This is a genomic window from Streptomyces sp. VNUA24 (genome assembly GCF_029167005.1).
In the GTDB taxonomy this organism is placed as follows: domain Bacteria; phylum Actinomycetota; class Actinomycetes; order Streptomycetales; family Streptomycetaceae; genus Streptomyces; species Streptomyces scabiei.
Genome location: NZ_CP119143.1, coordinates 4,330,778 through 4,344,335, shown reverse-complemented (window position 1 = coordinate 4,344,335; position 13,558 = coordinate 4,330,778). Strand labels below are relative to the sequence as shown.

General features: G+C 70.5%; 11 protein-coding genes. 2 read left to right on the top strand and 9 right to left on the bottom strand.

Annotated features, from left to right (window positions below; genetic code table 11):
* Positions 1 to 74: 74 nt before the first annotated feature.
* The 4 genes from PYR72_RS18225 to PYR72_RS18210 all read right to left on the bottom strand — a co-directional run bounded on the left by PYR72_RS18225 (position 75) and on the right by PYR72_RS18210 (position 4,424).
* Entirely contained in the window at positions 75 to 800 is a 726-nt protein-coding gene (locus tag PYR72_RS18225; protein ID WP_275456319.1) for a transglycosylase SLT domain-containing protein, read from the bottom strand.
* Between the two features lie 395 nt (positions 801 to 1,195).
* Positions 1,196 to 2,521, bottom strand: a complete 1,326-nt coding sequence (locus tag PYR72_RS18220; RefSeq protein WP_275456318.1) for a PhoH family protein — start codon at positions 2,519 to 2,521, stop codon at positions 1,196 to 1,198.
* Between the two features lie 326 nt (positions 2,522 to 2,847).
* A complete protein-coding gene (locus PYR72_RS18215; protein ID WP_013001116.1) occupies positions 2,848 to 3,621 on the bottom strand; it encodes an isoprenyl transferase in 774 nt (257 codons plus the stop codon).
* A gap of 641 nt (positions 3,622 to 4,262) precedes the next feature.
* The gene (locus PYR72_RS18210; protein WP_275456317.1) at positions 4,263 to 4,424 is read right to left on the bottom strand and encodes a hypothetical protein; all 162 of its coding nucleotides are present in this window, start codon (positions 4,422 to 4,424) and stop codon (positions 4,263 to 4,265) included.
* Here PYR72_RS18210 and PYR72_RS18205 point away from each other — a divergent pair.
* A complete protein-coding gene (locus PYR72_RS18205; RefSeq protein ID WP_275456316.1) occupies positions 4,414 to 5,634 on the top strand; it encodes a winged helix DNA-binding domain-containing protein in 1,221 nt (406 codons plus the stop codon). The genes PYR72_RS18210 and PYR72_RS18205 overlap by 11 nt on opposite strands.
* A gap of 9 nt (positions 5,635 to 5,643) precedes the next feature.
* Here PYR72_RS18205 and PYR72_RS18200 read toward each other — a convergent pair whose 3' ends face one another.
* The 5 genes from PYR72_RS18200 to PYR72_RS18180 form a co-directional block, all read right to left on the bottom strand.
* Entirely contained in the window at positions 5,644 to 6,438 is a 795-nt protein-coding gene (locus PYR72_RS18200; RefSeq protein ID WP_275456315.1) for a class I SAM-dependent methyltransferase, read from the bottom strand.
* A 170-nt stretch (positions 6,439 to 6,608) separates the two neighbouring features.
* Positions 6,609 to 7,142 carry a carboxymuconolactone decarboxylase family protein gene (locus PYR72_RS18195; protein WP_275456314.1) on the bottom strand — a complete coding sequence of 178 codons (534 nt, stop codon included), beginning with the start codon at positions 7,140 to 7,142 and terminating at the stop codon, positions 6,609 to 6,611.
* Between the two features lie 79 nt (positions 7,143 to 7,221).
* Positions 7,222 to 9,588, bottom strand: coding sequence for an FtsX-like permease family protein (locus PYR72_RS18190; protein ID WP_275456313.1), 2,367 nt, complete (start codon positions 9,586 to 9,588; stop codon positions 7,222 to 7,224).
* Positions 9,585 to 10,271 (bottom strand): ABC transporter ATP-binding protein, encoded by a 687-nt coding sequence (locus PYR72_RS18185; protein ID WP_275456312.1) that lies wholly within the window; start codon positions 10,269 to 10,271, stop codon positions 9,585 to 9,587. The genes PYR72_RS18190 and PYR72_RS18185 overlap by 4 nt, the downstream gene beginning before the upstream one ends.
* Complete coding sequence (locus PYR72_RS18180) at positions 10,268 to 10,795, bottom strand: PadR family transcriptional regulator (protein ID WP_275456311.1); 528 nt, start codon at positions 10,793 to 10,795, stop codon at positions 10,268 to 10,270. The genes PYR72_RS18185 and PYR72_RS18180 overlap by 4 nt, the downstream gene beginning before the upstream one ends.
* Before the next feature lie 334 nt (positions 10,796 to 11,129).
* On the opposite strand from PYR72_RS18180, the gene PYR72_RS18175 reads away from it, so the two are divergent.
* Positions 11,130 to 13,502 carry a transglycosylase domain-containing protein gene (locus PYR72_RS18175; protein ID WP_275460440.1) on the top strand — a complete coding sequence of 791 codons (2,373 nt, stop codon included), beginning with the start codon at positions 11,130 to 11,132 and terminating at the stop codon, positions 13,500 to 13,502.
* The last annotated feature ends 56 nt before the right edge of the window (positions 13,503 to 13,558 follow it).

Sequence of the window (13,558 nt, the reverse complement as noted above, 5' to 3'; positions counted from 1 at the left end):
GCCCTCCACCAAAGGACGGTGGAGGGCTTCGGAAGGTTGAGCGGCGGGCCATCGGCCCTCGGCGGCCTACGGGCCTAGTACCAGTTGTTGGCCTGCCAAAACGTCCAGGCTTCACACGGGCTGCCGTAGCGCGATTCCATGTAGTTCAGGCCCCACTTGATCTGCGTGGCCGGGTTCGTCTGCCAGTCGGAACCGGCGGACGACATCTTGGAGCCGGGCAGCGCCTGGAAGAGACCGTAGGCGCCCGAGGACGGGTTGACGGCCTTGTAGTTCCAGGTGGACTCGTGGTTCACGATGTTGCTGAAGCACGTCCACTGGTCGCTGGCCACGACGGCCTTCGCCATCGCCTGGATCTCGGCGACGGTGTACGAGCTCTGCGTGGGGATGTCACCGAGCGAACCGGCAGCAGCGGACTTGGCCTTGACCTCGGCCGCCGCAGCTTCCTTCGCCTTGCGCTCCTGCTCGGCCTTCTCCGCCGCCTTCTGCTTGTCGATCGCGTCCTGGGCCGCCTTCTTACGGGCGGTCTCCTCGGCGTCCTTGCGGGCGCTCGCGTCGGCGGCGATGGCCTGGGCGTCGGCCTGAGCAGTCAGGGACGCGGTCTGCACCTGGGCCTGCTGACCCACGGGTATGTCGGCGAGCAACGTGGTGTCGTTCGCGACCGCCTCGGCGTCGTCAGTGGTCGTCTGGGCGGTGCTGCCCGAGGCAACTCCGACGACACTGCCGACTGCGGTGACCGCGGTGGCCGAGGCCACTGCGAATCCCCGGACCGAAATCCGGCTCACACGGTTTCCTTCCAGCATCGCCCGCCTCGGTGACCCTGGCGGACGCAATCGTGCCCCTGACGCTGGCCTCCAACTGCGGGGTCACGGAGGCGCGGGCCCGGTGGGCAACTCCCTTGCGGGAGCGCCGCGTGGTGCTCGGGCGGCATACGACGAAGGCTATGGAGTTGACCTGGTGCTGCTGTGGTGCCGTACCGCTGGGGGTACAGGTGTGTCGTATGCGGGGCCTGACAGAAATGAGACTCTGCCGTAACCAGACACCGGGAGGCAATTCAGTGGTGAGTGTGAAAGCTCACACCTCGTTTGACGCCGGAGATTCACGGAAAGCCGCACACGCCAAGGCGCCGCCCGGCTAGGCTGCTGAGCCTTTTGCCGGGCGGCGCCCAGGGGTTGGGACCTATTCCGGGAGGTCGGTACTAAATCTGCCCGTCCTCCAGCATTTCGGTCACAAGGGCCGCGATCTGGGACCGTTCGGACCTCGTCAACGTGACGTGCGCGAAGAGCGGGTGGCCCTTCAGCTTCTCGACCACGGCGACGACACCGTCGTAGCGGCCGACGCGCAGGTTGTCGCGCTGGGCCACGTCATGGGTCAGGACGACACGGGAGTTCGCCCCGATCCGGGACAGGACGGTCAGCAGGACGTTCCGCTCCAGCGACTGCGCCTCGTCCACGATCACGAACGCGTCGTGCAGCGAACGGCCGCGGATGTGCGTGAGCGGCAGGACCTCCAGCATCCCGCGTGCGGTGACCTCCTCGATGACCTCGCGGCTGGTGACGGCGGACAGCGTGTCGAAGACCGCCTGCGCCCAGGGGCTCATCTTCTCGGACTCGGAGCCGGGCAGATAGCCGAGCTCCTGCCCGCCCACCGCGTACAGCGGCCGGAAGACCATCACCTTCTGGTGCTGGCGCCGTTCGAGCACGGCCTCCAGTCCCGCGCACAGCGCGAGCGCGGACTTGCCGGTGCCGGCCCGGCCGCCCATCGACAGGATGCCTACGTCCGGGTCGAGCAGCAGATCCAGCGCGATGCGCTGCTCCGCGCTGCGGCCCTTGATGCCGAACGCCTCCCGGTCGCCCCGCACGAGCCGGATGTTGCCGTCGGGTGTCACCCGGCCCAGTGCCTTGCCGCGCTCCGACTGGATCGTCAGGCCGGTGTGCACGGGCAGGGTGCTCGCCTCGGGAACGTAGATCGACCCTTCCTCGAAGAGGATGTCGACCTGTTCGCCGGCCAGGGTCAGCTCGGACATCCCGGTCCACCCGGAGGCGTCCGTGATGGCGAGCTCCGCGCGGTACTCCTCGGCGAGGAGCCCCACGGACGACGCCTTGATCCTGAGCGGCAGGTCTTTCGACACCACGGTGACGTCGAAGCCCTCGGCCTGCAGATTGCGGGCGACCGCGAGGATGCGGGAGTCGTTGTCCCCCAGGCGGTAGCCGCTCGGCAGCACGCTGGGATCCGAGTGGTTGAGCTCGACCCTCACGGTCCCGCCGAGCTCCCCGATCGGGATGGGGGCGTCGAGGCGGCCGTGCCGGACCCGGAACTCGTCGAGCAGGCGCAGGGCCTGCCGGGCGAAGTAGCCGAGCTCGGGGTGGTGCCTCTTGGCCTCCAGCTCCGTCACCACGACGATCGGCAGCACGACTTCGTGCTCGTCGAAGCGGCTCAGGGCGTTCGGGTCGGCCAGCAGGACGCTGGTGTCGAGGACGTAGGTGCGCCGGTCTGGCATACGGCGCTTTGTGCTGGTCACCACGGAAGGACGTACCCCCTCGGATGAGGTCGGGGAGCGACGGGTTCGAACTGGGCCGGTCGACGGCGCCGTTGCACGGGCCGGAAACCGGCCCTCCGCTGCTTCGTCCGTGCTGTGACCGCACGATCGGGCTGGTGCAAAGGGCCTCCCGGGCGGACGGCCCCGAGCCGCCCGCTGAGATCCGACACCCGTGGTTCGGGTGTCGACCTGACTGGCTTATGCCCTCGAACATGCGCCGCCATGCCAAGCGGTACGACGGCGTCCCGGTGAACTCCTCGTTACTTCTGTCCCGGACGCACTGGTACGCCCCTCGTCCGCAATACGGAGTTTCAGCCTCCGAAACGACGGCCGCGCACCGCGTAGTCGCGCAGGGCGCGCAGGAAGTCCACCTTCCGGAAGGCCGGCCAGAAGACGTCGCAGAAGTAGTACTCGGAGTGGGCCGTCTGCCAGAGCATGAATCCGGACAGCCGCTGCTCGCCGCTCGTACGGATCACCAGATCCGGGTCGGGCTGGTCGACGGTGTAGAGGTGCCTGCCGATCATGTCGATGTCGACGGACTCGGCCAGCTCCTCCATCGAGGTGCCCTTGTCGTGCGCCTCCAGGAGCATCGAGCGCACCGCGTCGGCGATCTCCTGGCGGCCGCCGTAGCCGATGGCGACGTTGACCAGTATCCCGTCGATGTCCGAGGTGGACTCCTCGGCCTCCTTGAGCGCCCGCTGCATCCCGGGGGACAGCAGGTCCAGCGCCCCCACGTGGTGCACGCGCCAGCGGCCGTCGGCGGCGAGGGAGCGGACGGTGTCCTCGATGATGCCGAGGAGCGGGACGAGCTCCTCCTTGGGCCGGTTGAAGTTGTCGGTGGACAACAGCCACAGGGTGACGACCTTGACGTCCGTCTCGGTGCACCAGCCGAGGAACTCCTCGATCTTGTGGGCGCCGGCCTGGTGGCCCTGCATCGTGGTGGAGCCCGCGGCCTTCGCCCAGCGCCGGCTGCCGTCCACGATCACGCCGATGTGCTCGGGCACCTGGGCGTGGTCGAGGTGGCCCTCGACCCTGCGTGCGTAGACCTTGACCAACAGGCCGCGCAGTGTGTCGCGCAGGTTCACGTGTTCCAGCCCCTCCGGTGCGGTGACGGTCCCCTTGGAGAGCCGAAGCCTACCGGTGCCGGAGCCCTTGGGAGGCCCGGGGTTGGGGGACTTGGGGCCCCTGCCGGGGGGAGTACCGCGGCCCGGCCTGCGGCTGTGTCCCTCGGGCGGGAGGTCGTGCGGGCAGAAAAAACGGGCCGGTCCGTGGGGGGGAGACGGACCGGCCCGAGGGGGGGGTTTCCACCATAACCCTTCGTGAGTGATGCTGCGTGCATCGGCGGGCCACAACTACTCTCCGGAGCCGGACGACAGCGTGACGGTGAATGCGGAAGCGTTCCTTCAGGGCGGGATCCAGGGGTGATCATGGCTGAATCCCGGCGGATTCGAAGGGGGAAAGGCGGTTTCCCGCAGGGAATGTGAGGTTTGCGCGCCGTTGTGCGGCTTCCGGGGAGATCGGGCGTGGCGTCCCCGTACGGGTGAAGCGCGGGAGGAACGCGCGCTTGACGGCCAGGGCGGGGCGCACGGCTTCGCGCAGCCCCCTCCACTGCGCGACGCCGTACCGCGCAGCTTTGCTCACGCGAATTCCCTTGGTCTGAACCTACGTGAGAGGGGTCGGGGAAGCCAAGCCGCAGGCGATAACGATGTGGACACCCCGATATAGGTCAGGATCCGACCTCGATCGGACCTAACGTCGCTCCCACGACGTCCATGACGGCCATGACGGCCATGACGGCCATGACGGCCATGACGGCCATGACGGCCACGACGGCCATGAGGGCGATGACGGCGACGAGCGCGAGGGGTGTACACGCGATGACGGCCACGGGTGCGGGGCGGACAAGGAAGAGCGGGCGGACCGCACAGGGCGGACCGGCCGTGCGGGTCACCTGGGAGCAGGCGAGCGCGCGGCGGACGGAACGGCTGTTCCTGGGGTCACCGGCACCGGCCGGCACACCGGTCGCCGAGGTGGCGGCCGCGCTGCTCGGCGCCCACGCCCAGGTGCTGTCGGCGGCCGAGCTGTCGCTGGGCCTGCGCATGGAGGGGGTCACACGGGCGGACGTACGGGCCGCGCTGTGGGAGGACCGGACGCTGGTGAAGACGTTCGGGCCCCGCGGCACCGTGCATCTGCTGCCCACCGCCGAACTGCCCCTGTGGACGGCCGCGCTCACCGCGATCCCGTCCGGGCCGAGCCCCTTCGCCCCGGACGTACGGCTCGACGAGGAGCAGGCGGCCCAGGTGGTGGCCGCCGTCGGCGCCGCCCTCGACGGGGCCACGCTGACCGTCGACGAGCTGGGCGAGGAGGTCGTCGCACGGACCGGACCCTGGGCCGGGGACCTCGTCATGCCCGCCTTCCAGGGCCTGTGGCCCCGCTGGCGCCAGGTGCTGCACCGCGCCGGCCAGTCCGGCGCCCTGTGCTTCGCCCCCGACCGCGGCCGCAGGGCGACCTACACCCGGCCCCCGCGCTTCACACCCCTGACCTCGCCGGAAGACGGCCTGCCCCTGCTCGTACGGCACTATCTGCGCGCCTACGGCCCCGCCTCCCCGCGCCACTTCGCCCGGTGGGCGGCGGCCCCCGGCGCCTGGTCCGACCGGCTCTTCGCCTCGCTGGACCTGGCCGGCGAGATCGAACGGGTCGACTTCGAGGGCGAGCCGGCCTGGGTGGCCGCGGGCGACACCTGCTTCCCCGAGGACCCCGCCGGCGTCCTGCGGGGCGTCCGGCTGCTGCCCTACTTCGACGCGTACGGCATCGCCGCGCAGCCCCGCGAGCGGCTGTTCCCCGGGGCGGCGTACGAACGCGCCCTCGCCCGTGGGCAGGCGGGCAACCACCCGCTGCTGCTGGTCGACGGCGTGGTCGCGGGCGTCTGGCACCAGCGGCGGCAGGGGCGGCGTACGACGGTCACGGTGGAGCCGCTGGGCCGACTGGACGCGGAGCAGGAGAAGGAGGTGGGGGAGTGGGCCGAGCGGGTGGGTGAAGTGCTGCAGGCGCGGCCCGAGTTGGCGATCGGGAAGGTCACGGTCGGACCGCACGCCTGAGAGCGTCCGTCATCCGGCCGGCTTGCGGGCCTCGAAGAGGTGGCGGGCGCTGTGCGCGACGAACGGGCCCTCCCGCCGGATCCGCTCGTGCAGGGAACGCAGCTGAGGCAGGTACGCCTCGACGGTGAAACCGGGCACCATCCAGACGACCTTCTTCAGGAAGTGCACGACCGCGCCGATGTCGTGGAACTCCATCCGGAGCCGCTCGGCCCGCAGATCCACGATCTCCAGCCCGGCCGCCTCGGCGTCGGCGCGCTCGTCGTCCGGGTGGCGGCCGCGCCGGGTCTCCTCCGGCAGCGGCCCGGTGAAGTGCTCGACCAGCTCGAAGACGCTGGCCGGACCCACGTGCTGGGCGAAGTACGTGCCGCCGGGGGCGAGCACCCGGGCGATCTCCGACCAGTGCGCGCGCACCGGATGCCTGCTGGTGACCAGGTCGAACGCCCCGTCCGCGAACGGCAGCGGCGCGTCCTGCGGCACGGCCACCACCACGGCGCCCCGCGGGTGCAGCAGAGCCGTCGCCCTGGCGACGTTCGGCGGCCACCCCTCCGTGGCCACGGTCACCGCCGGGAGCCGGGGAGCGGAGGCGAGCACCTCGCCACCCCCGGTGTCGAGGTCCAGGGCCGCCGCAGCCCGCCCCAGCCGCTCACCCATGGCCCGCGCGTACCCCCACGACGGCCGGGCCTCCGTGGCCCGCCCCTCGAACCAGGAGAAGTCCCACCCGTCGGTGGGCACGGCATCGGCTTCGGCGACGAGATCGTCGAAGGAGAGGGAGGAGTGGGAGGAGTGGGGGGAGAGGGAGGCCATGGGGACCGATCCTGCCAAGGACGGAAACAGGGCCGCGAGTTGTTTTCCGAAGGGCCGGAGGCCCTTCAGCGGCGCGGGGAACCGCGCGACCAGCCCCAACCGGCCCGCAGCCGCCCCACCACCGCACCCCCCGAACTCTCAGGCGCCCCCCGACCCCACCCCACCCGCGCTCACTCGGAGAGCACCGCCTCCGCCTCCAGCGTGACCCCGACCGCCTGGATCACCGACGCGATCCGGAACGCCTCCTGCACGGTCTCCCGCCCGACCCCCGCCCTGCGCAGCGCCTGCTCGTGCGAGTCCAGACACGCCCCGCACGCGTTGATCGCGGACACGGCGAGCGCCCACAACTCGTAGTCGACCCGGTCCACCCCCGGATCGCCGAGCACCTTCGTCCGCAGCCCGGTCCGCAGCTCGCCGTACGCGTGGTCGGACAGCAGGTGCCGGGTACGGAAGAAGACGTTGCTCAACGCCATCGCCGCGGCCGCCGACTTGGCCGCGGTGTACGCCTCGGGCGACAGCCGGTCCCGGGCCTCCGGCGCCAGCTCGCGCAGCACCGGGGCCGAGCGCGAGGCGATCGCCGCGGCCAGCACCGTTCCCCACAGCCGCTGCTCCGACAGCCCGGAGTCACCGAGGACGGAGTCCAGGTTCCGCCGCAGCTCCCCGGCGTAGTCGGGGATCGCGGACCTCAAGGTGTCGAGCGGCATGGCGTCCTCACTCCGGGCGGGCGGCAGACGGGGGCGGGGATCCAGTGTGGCGGTGCCGCCGCTCCGACGCGGCACCGGCCTACTCCGTACGCAGGCCCTCCGGCCGCACGAGCCGCAGCAGCGGCGGCATGCTCAGCGCCGTGACCAGCAGGACGACGCCCGCGCCGATGCCCGCCATCGACAGCACCCCCGGCCAGTCGACGGCGACCGTGAAGCCCGTCATCTTCATCAGTACCGCTCCCAGGGCCAGCCCGAACGACGAGGCGAGGAAAAGGCCCAGCGTGATCGGGATCGCCGTCTGCCACAGCACGGACAGACCGAGCGTGCGTCGCCGGGTGCCGAAGGCGACCAGGGCCGACAGCAGCTTCCGGCGCTCGCGCAACTGCTCCAGCTGGGAGACCAGGAGGCTCGCGCCGATGAGGACGAGCACGGCGGACGCGCCGACCAGCAGACCGGTGCGGATCTCCGTGAACTGGTCCTGCCGGCGGGTCGAGGTCCACTCCCAGGTCCGGATCAGCGGATCGACGGCAACGGCGGCGTTGCGCACCTCGTCGAGCGCGTTCGGGACCGCGGGATCGGTGCGGACGTAGACGGTGCTGGAGAGTTCCTCTCCCGCCTTCGCGGGCAGGGCGCCCGGGGTGGCCAACAGCCCTTCCCCGCCCGTCCGCAGCGGGTCGGCCCGCTGCTGCACCGGCTTCACCTCGCCCGGCAGCTTCCAGGCGGTCTCGGCCCCCGGCTCCTCCCCGCTGAACGACGGGTCGAAGTACAGCGTCTTCCCCGGGGCGCCCAGCTTCGCGGGATCGGCCTCCCGGACGCGCTCGGGGGTCTTCAGCAGGAAGACGTCACCGTCCCGGCACGAGGGGAGGGCGGCCAGTTCGCGCAGCGCGGCGCAGTCGCCGACGGTCACCCCCACCCACGCCTCGGGGTCCTTGGTGGTGGGGGACGCCTCCGCGCTGGAGAGCACGGCGATGGCCCGGGCCCCCTTGGCCCGCTTCAGCTCCTTGGCGGCGACGCCCACCGGGAGGTCGTCCGGCAGCGTCAGCTCCATCTGGGTCCGGGTGACGTCCTGGCCGGTCGACTCGGTGTACCTGCCCTCGGCGCCGGCGAACAGCATCTGCAGGGCGATCGCGCCGGCCACCGCCACGGCGATGCCGTTGACCATGCGGGCCGCCGAGCCGCTGCTCAGCTGGAGCCTGCGGACCGCCAGCTGCCAGGAGAGGCCGCCGGAGCCGAGCCGGGCGACGAACGCCTCGACCACCCACGGCAGCAGCGCGGTGATGCCGAACAGCAGCAGCACGACACCGCCGGTCACCAGGTACTCGTTGAACGCCCCGCCCTCCGCGCCCTGGCCGATCATCGGGTAGAGCAGGGCGAGACCGCCGAGCGGCAGCAGCAGCCGCCACCAGAGCCTGCGGCGCGCGGGCCTGGCCGTGCGGACCACACCGAGCGGTTCGATGACGACACCGCGCAGCGCGAACAGGGTGACGAGGACGGCGGCGGCGGGCACCGCGAGCGCCACCAGCAGGGCCAGCGCGGGGGAGGGGTCGAGGTAGCTCGGGAACACACTGACGTCGAACACCTCGACCGAGCCGACGACCGCGCGGCCGGCCAGGAAGAAGCAGGTACCGAAGAACAGCCCCAGCACGGCACCCGAGAGCGCCTCGCCCGCCGCGATCCGCCGCGTCATCCGTCCGTCGGAGCCCACCAGCCGCAGCGCCGCCAGCCTGCGGTCGCGCCGGTCGCCGCCGAACCGTACGGCCGTGGCGATGAAGACGGCGACCGGCATCAGCAGCACCACGAAGACGACCAGCGTGAGCAGCACCAGGATCGGGTCCATCTCCTCCTGCTGATCCTGCGGCTGGTCGGTCGTACCGAACCGGTCGATCCGTGCCACCACGGAGCCGTCGAGCCGTTGCGCGAGTCCCTCGGCTCCGGCGTAGTAGGCGAGTTCACCCGGGCCGATCAGTCCGGTCTCGCCGATGGTGCCCGCCGTCCGGTACGGCAGCCGGTCGCGCAGGAGCTCCCCGGCGTCCGACGACAGCAGGTCGGCGAGGGCCGGGGAGACGACCATCTCGCCCACGGCGGGGAACGTCGTGAGTCCCGGCGGCGGCGGCGCGTCCGCGCCCTCCTGTTCGAGGAGCCGTCCCCTGATCTCCTGGTGCCGGTACTCGGTGTCGGTGTCGGCGACGATCAGGCTCCGGTCGGTCGGCTTGGAGCGGGTGTTGTCCTCCAGATAGCCGATGCCCCGGTCCTGCCGGGCGTCCTCACGGTCCCCCCGGGTCTCCAGGGCGTTCGGTATCGCCGTGGTGAGCAGCAGCAGCGCCACGCCGAGTCCCACGCCGACCGCCGTGAGCAGGGCACGCACCCAGCCCTCGCGGCCCCCGGTGAAGGCGAACCTGGCCCCCATGGCCAGGTCCCGGTACCACTGGCGCACGGTGGCGCTCATACGACGCGCTCCATGTCCCGGGACTTCCCGTCCCGTACGACGATCTCCCGGTCCGAGTACGCGGCCACCCGCGCCTCGTGGGTGACGAGGACGACGGCGGCGTTGGTGGACCGGGCGGCCTCGGTGAGCAGTTCCATCACGCGCTCGCCGTTGAGCGAGTCGAGCGCGCCGGTGGGCTCGTCCGCGAACAGCACCCGGGGACCGGTGACCAGCGCCCGCGCCACGGCGACCCGCTGGCCCTGGCCGCCGGAGACCTCACCGGGACGCTTGCGGGCGAGGTCGTCGACCTCCAGGCGCTCCATCCAGCCGAGGGCGGTCCGCTCGGACTCCTTGCGGGAGCCGCCGTTCAGCCGCAGCGGCAGCGCCACGTTCTCCACGCACGTCAGCTCCGGCACGAGCTGGCCGAACTGGAAGACGAACCCGAACTCGCTGCGCCGCAGCGCGCTGCGCTCGCTGTCGTTCATGGTGGACATCTCGCGGCCGTTGTACGTGATCGAGCCCGAGTCGGGCGGCACGATCCCGGCGAGGCAGTGCAGCAGCGTCGACTTGCCGGAGCCGGAGGGGCCCATCACCGCGACGACCTCGCCGGGGTGGATGGAGAACGCGGCGCCGTCCAGGGCGTTGGTCGGCCCGTACGCCTTGCGCACGTCGGTCGCGACGAGCAGGGAGCCGGCGGGGGTCATCGGCGGACCACCGCCTCGGCCAGTCTGCCCAGTCGGGCGGCGGTCAGCTCCAGCCATCGCAGGTCGGCCTCCAGATGGAACAGGGCGTGGTCGCAGATCAGCTGATCGGCCAGGTCGCCCTTGCGCTTGCGGTCGGTGAGGATGCGCATCATGCGCAGGTGCTCGGAACGCTGGGTGTCGAGGATGTCGGCCGCGTCGCGGTCGGTGAGCAGGGCGAGGACGACCTTCGTGTAGAGGGTCGACTGCAGATACGGCTCGGGCTTCTCGGGGGTCGCGAGCCACCGCTGGACATCCGTGATGCCGGCCTGGGTGATGGCGTACCGCTTGCGTTCGGGGCCGTCGCCGGGCTCGACGCCGTCGACCTCGACGAGGCCGTTCTTCAGCAGGCGCGACATCGTCGAGTAGACCTGGCCGTAGTGCAGCGGCCGGTCGTGACCGAACTTCTCGTCGAAGGCCCGCTTCAGGTCGTAACCGTGTCGGGGCCCGGACTCCAGGAGTCCCAGGAGAGTGTGACCGATGGACATGAGCACGACTGTACACAGTGGGTATACACGGCACGTATACCTGCCGTGTATAGAGGTCCACGAGGGCCCGAGGGGGCGCAGGTCAGAGCCGATTGTCACGGTTCTGTCACCGGGGGCGTCTCCAACGCGTGAGCCTGGTGGGGCAACCATCCGGCCTGTTGAAACGTCCGTTCCGGTGGGATGACGTCTGCGACACGCGTGCTCGCGTGCGCATTGTCACGCCGTCACAGAGCGGACCGACTCCCTCTTGCCCCAGTCCTCGGTGTTAGCTTGCTGAGCTGACAACACCCGAGTGACGTATGAGACCGAGCAGAAGTCGGAGCGGACCGGAGCCATGGGACGAGCGGAAGAAAGACGAGCGCGGCAGCGCGGCGGTCGCCGCGCGGCGCCCCAGCGCTCGTCCGGGGGCGAAGCGGCCGGCACGACGACCGTGATAGGCGCGCCCGAGGGCGGTGGCCGGGCGGCGGCCAGAGCGGCGGCCAAGGGAGCCGGCAAGAAGAAGCAGAAGTCCTTCCTGCGCCGCATGTTCACCTGGAAGAAGGTCCTCGGCACGTTCTTCGGCGTCTGCCTGCTCGGCATGGCCGCCTTCGTGGCGCTCTACATGTCGATCGACGTTCCCAAGGACGGCAACCCGCAGGCCACCCAGGAGAGCAACGTCTACGAGTTCTCCAACGGCAAGATCCTCGCCCGCACCGGCAACACCAACCGCGAGATCGTCGACCTCGACAAGGTCCCCAAGAAGGTCCAGCAGACCTTCGTCGCCGCCGAGAACATGAGCTTCTACTCGGACCCCGGCGTCGACTTCAAGGGCATGGCCCGCGGTCTGATCAACACCCTGTCCGGCAAGGGTAAGCAGGGCGGCTCGACCATCACCCAGCAGTACGTCAAGAACTACTACCTGACGTCCGACCAGACGGTGACCCGCAAGCTCAACGAACTGGTCATCTCCCTGAAGCTGGAGCGCAACGAGACCAAGGACTACATCCTCGCCGGCTACATCAACACCAGCTTCTACGGCCGCAGCTCCTGGGGCATCCAGGCCGCCGCGCAGGCGTACTTCCGCAAGGACGCCGACAAGCTCAGCGTCGAACAGGGCGCCTACCTCGCCGCGCTGCTCCAGGCCCCCAGCCAGTACGACCTGGCCACCGCCACCCCCACGGGCCGGAAGCTGGTCACGAACCGCTGGAACTACGTCCTGGACAACATGGTCAAGATGAAGAAGCTGACCACCTCGGAGCGCGCGGGCATGAAGATGCCCAAGCTGAAGCCGCCGCAGGCCGCCCCTGATCTGGAGGGCCAGAACGGCTACCTGGTGAAGGCCGCCAACGACCAACTGGCCAAGCAGCTCGTGACCGACGGCAAAGCGGCCGACATCGAAGAGGCCAGGACGAAGATCGAGGCGGGCGGCTGGACCCTCAAGCTGAACATCAACCCGAAGAAGCAGGCCGCGCTGGAGAAGGCCGTCAAGCAGCGCCTCACCAGCAAGCTCGACACCAAGAAGCGCAAGGTCGACAAGTACATCCAGGCCGGTGCCGTCTCCGTCGACCCGAAGACCGGAAAGATCGTCGCCATGTACGGCGGCGTCGACTACGTCAAGCACTTCACGAACAACGCGACCCGCCGGGACTACCAGCCCGCCTCCACCTTCAAGCCGGTCATCCTCGCCGCCGCTGTCGACGAGGCCGCCGAGACGCAGGACGGCGACCCGATCACCGCCAGCACGGTCTACGACGGTGACAGCCGGCACAAGGTCATGGACAACGGCACCGCGGTCGGCTTCAACCCGCCGAACGAGGACAACGTCGACTACGGCGACGTGACCGTCCAGACCGCCATGAACAAGTCCATCAACTCCGTCTTCGCGCAGATGGGCGTGGACGTGGGCATGGAGAAGGTCATGGAGGTCGCCGGGAAGCTCGGCATGGACACCGAGGGCATGCAGGCCGTGCCCGCCCAGACCCTGGGCTCCATGGGCGCCAGCCCGCTGGAGATGGCCGGCATCTACGCCACCCTCGACAACCACGGCAAGAAGGTCACCCCGACCCTCCTCGCCTCGGCCACGCACCGGGACGGCAAGGTCACCTTCCCCGACCCGATCGGCGAGCAGGTCATCAGCGAGCAGGCCGCCGACACGGTCACCTCGGTCCTCACCGGCGTGGTCGACGACGGTACGGCCAAGACGTCCGTCCGCGACAACCCGTCCCGCAACGGCCAGCAGGTCGCCGGCAAGACGGGTACCTCCGACGAGAACCGCTCCGCCTGGTTCACCGGCTACACCCCGAACCTCGTGACCTCCGTCGGCCTCTTCGGCGAGGACATGAGCAAGAGCGGCAAGCACGTCTCGATGTACAACGCCGTCGGCGTCCCTCGGGTCAACGGCGGTGGCTTCCCCGCCCAGATCTGGGCCAGCTACACCTTCGGTGTGATGGGCAAGCCCACCAAGTTCGACCTCGACACCAAGCAGGGTGCCGCGGTCGCGCCCACCGAGTCGGCGACCCCCTCGCAGACCCCGAGCGAGACCCCGAGCGAGACCCCGTCCGAGTCGCCCTCCAGCGAGCCCCCGAAGTCCGAGTCGCCTTCGGCCCCGGAGACGACCCCGGAGACCACTCCGGAGACGACCCCGGAGGAGACCCCGTCCGGGACACCGTCGGACGACGGCGGCATCGAGTTCCCACCGGATCCCAAGGACCCACAAGTGGACGACTAGCGCGGGATCGGCGTACGACGGAGGGGGCGCCCGGTGATCACCGGGCGCCCCCTCCG

Coding starts and splice junctions, on each gene's coding strand:
- PYR72_RS18225 (WP_275456319.1), bottom strand. CDS start 800: ATGCTGGAAGGAAACCGTGTGAGCCGGATTTCGGTCCGGGGATTCGCA.
- PYR72_RS18205 (WP_275456316.1), top strand. CDS start 4,414: ATGACGGCCACGGGTGCGGGGCGGACAAGGAAGAGCGGGCGGACCGCA.
- PYR72_RS18200 (WP_275456315.1), bottom strand. CDS start 6,438: ATGGCCTCCCTCTCCCCCCACTCCTCCCACTCCTCCCTCTCCTTCGAC.
- PYR72_RS18195 (WP_275456314.1), bottom strand. CDS start 7,142: ATGCCGCTCGACACCTTGAGGTCCGCGATCCCCGACTACGCCGGGGAG.
- PYR72_RS18190 (WP_275456313.1), bottom strand. CDS start 9,588: ATGAGCGCCACCGTGCGCCAGTGGTACCGGGACCTGGCCATGGGGGCC.
- PYR72_RS18185 (WP_275456312.1), bottom strand. CDS start 10,271: ATGACCCCCGCCGGCTCCCTGCTCGTCGCGACCGACGTGCGCAAGGCG.
- PYR72_RS18180 (WP_275456311.1), bottom strand. CDS start 10,795: ATGTCCATCGGTCACACTCTCCTGGGACTCCTGGAGTCCGGGCCCCGA.
- PYR72_RS18175 (WP_275460440.1), top strand. CDS start 11,130: ATGGGACGAGCGGAAGAAAGACGAGCGCGGCAGCGCGGCGGTCGCCGC.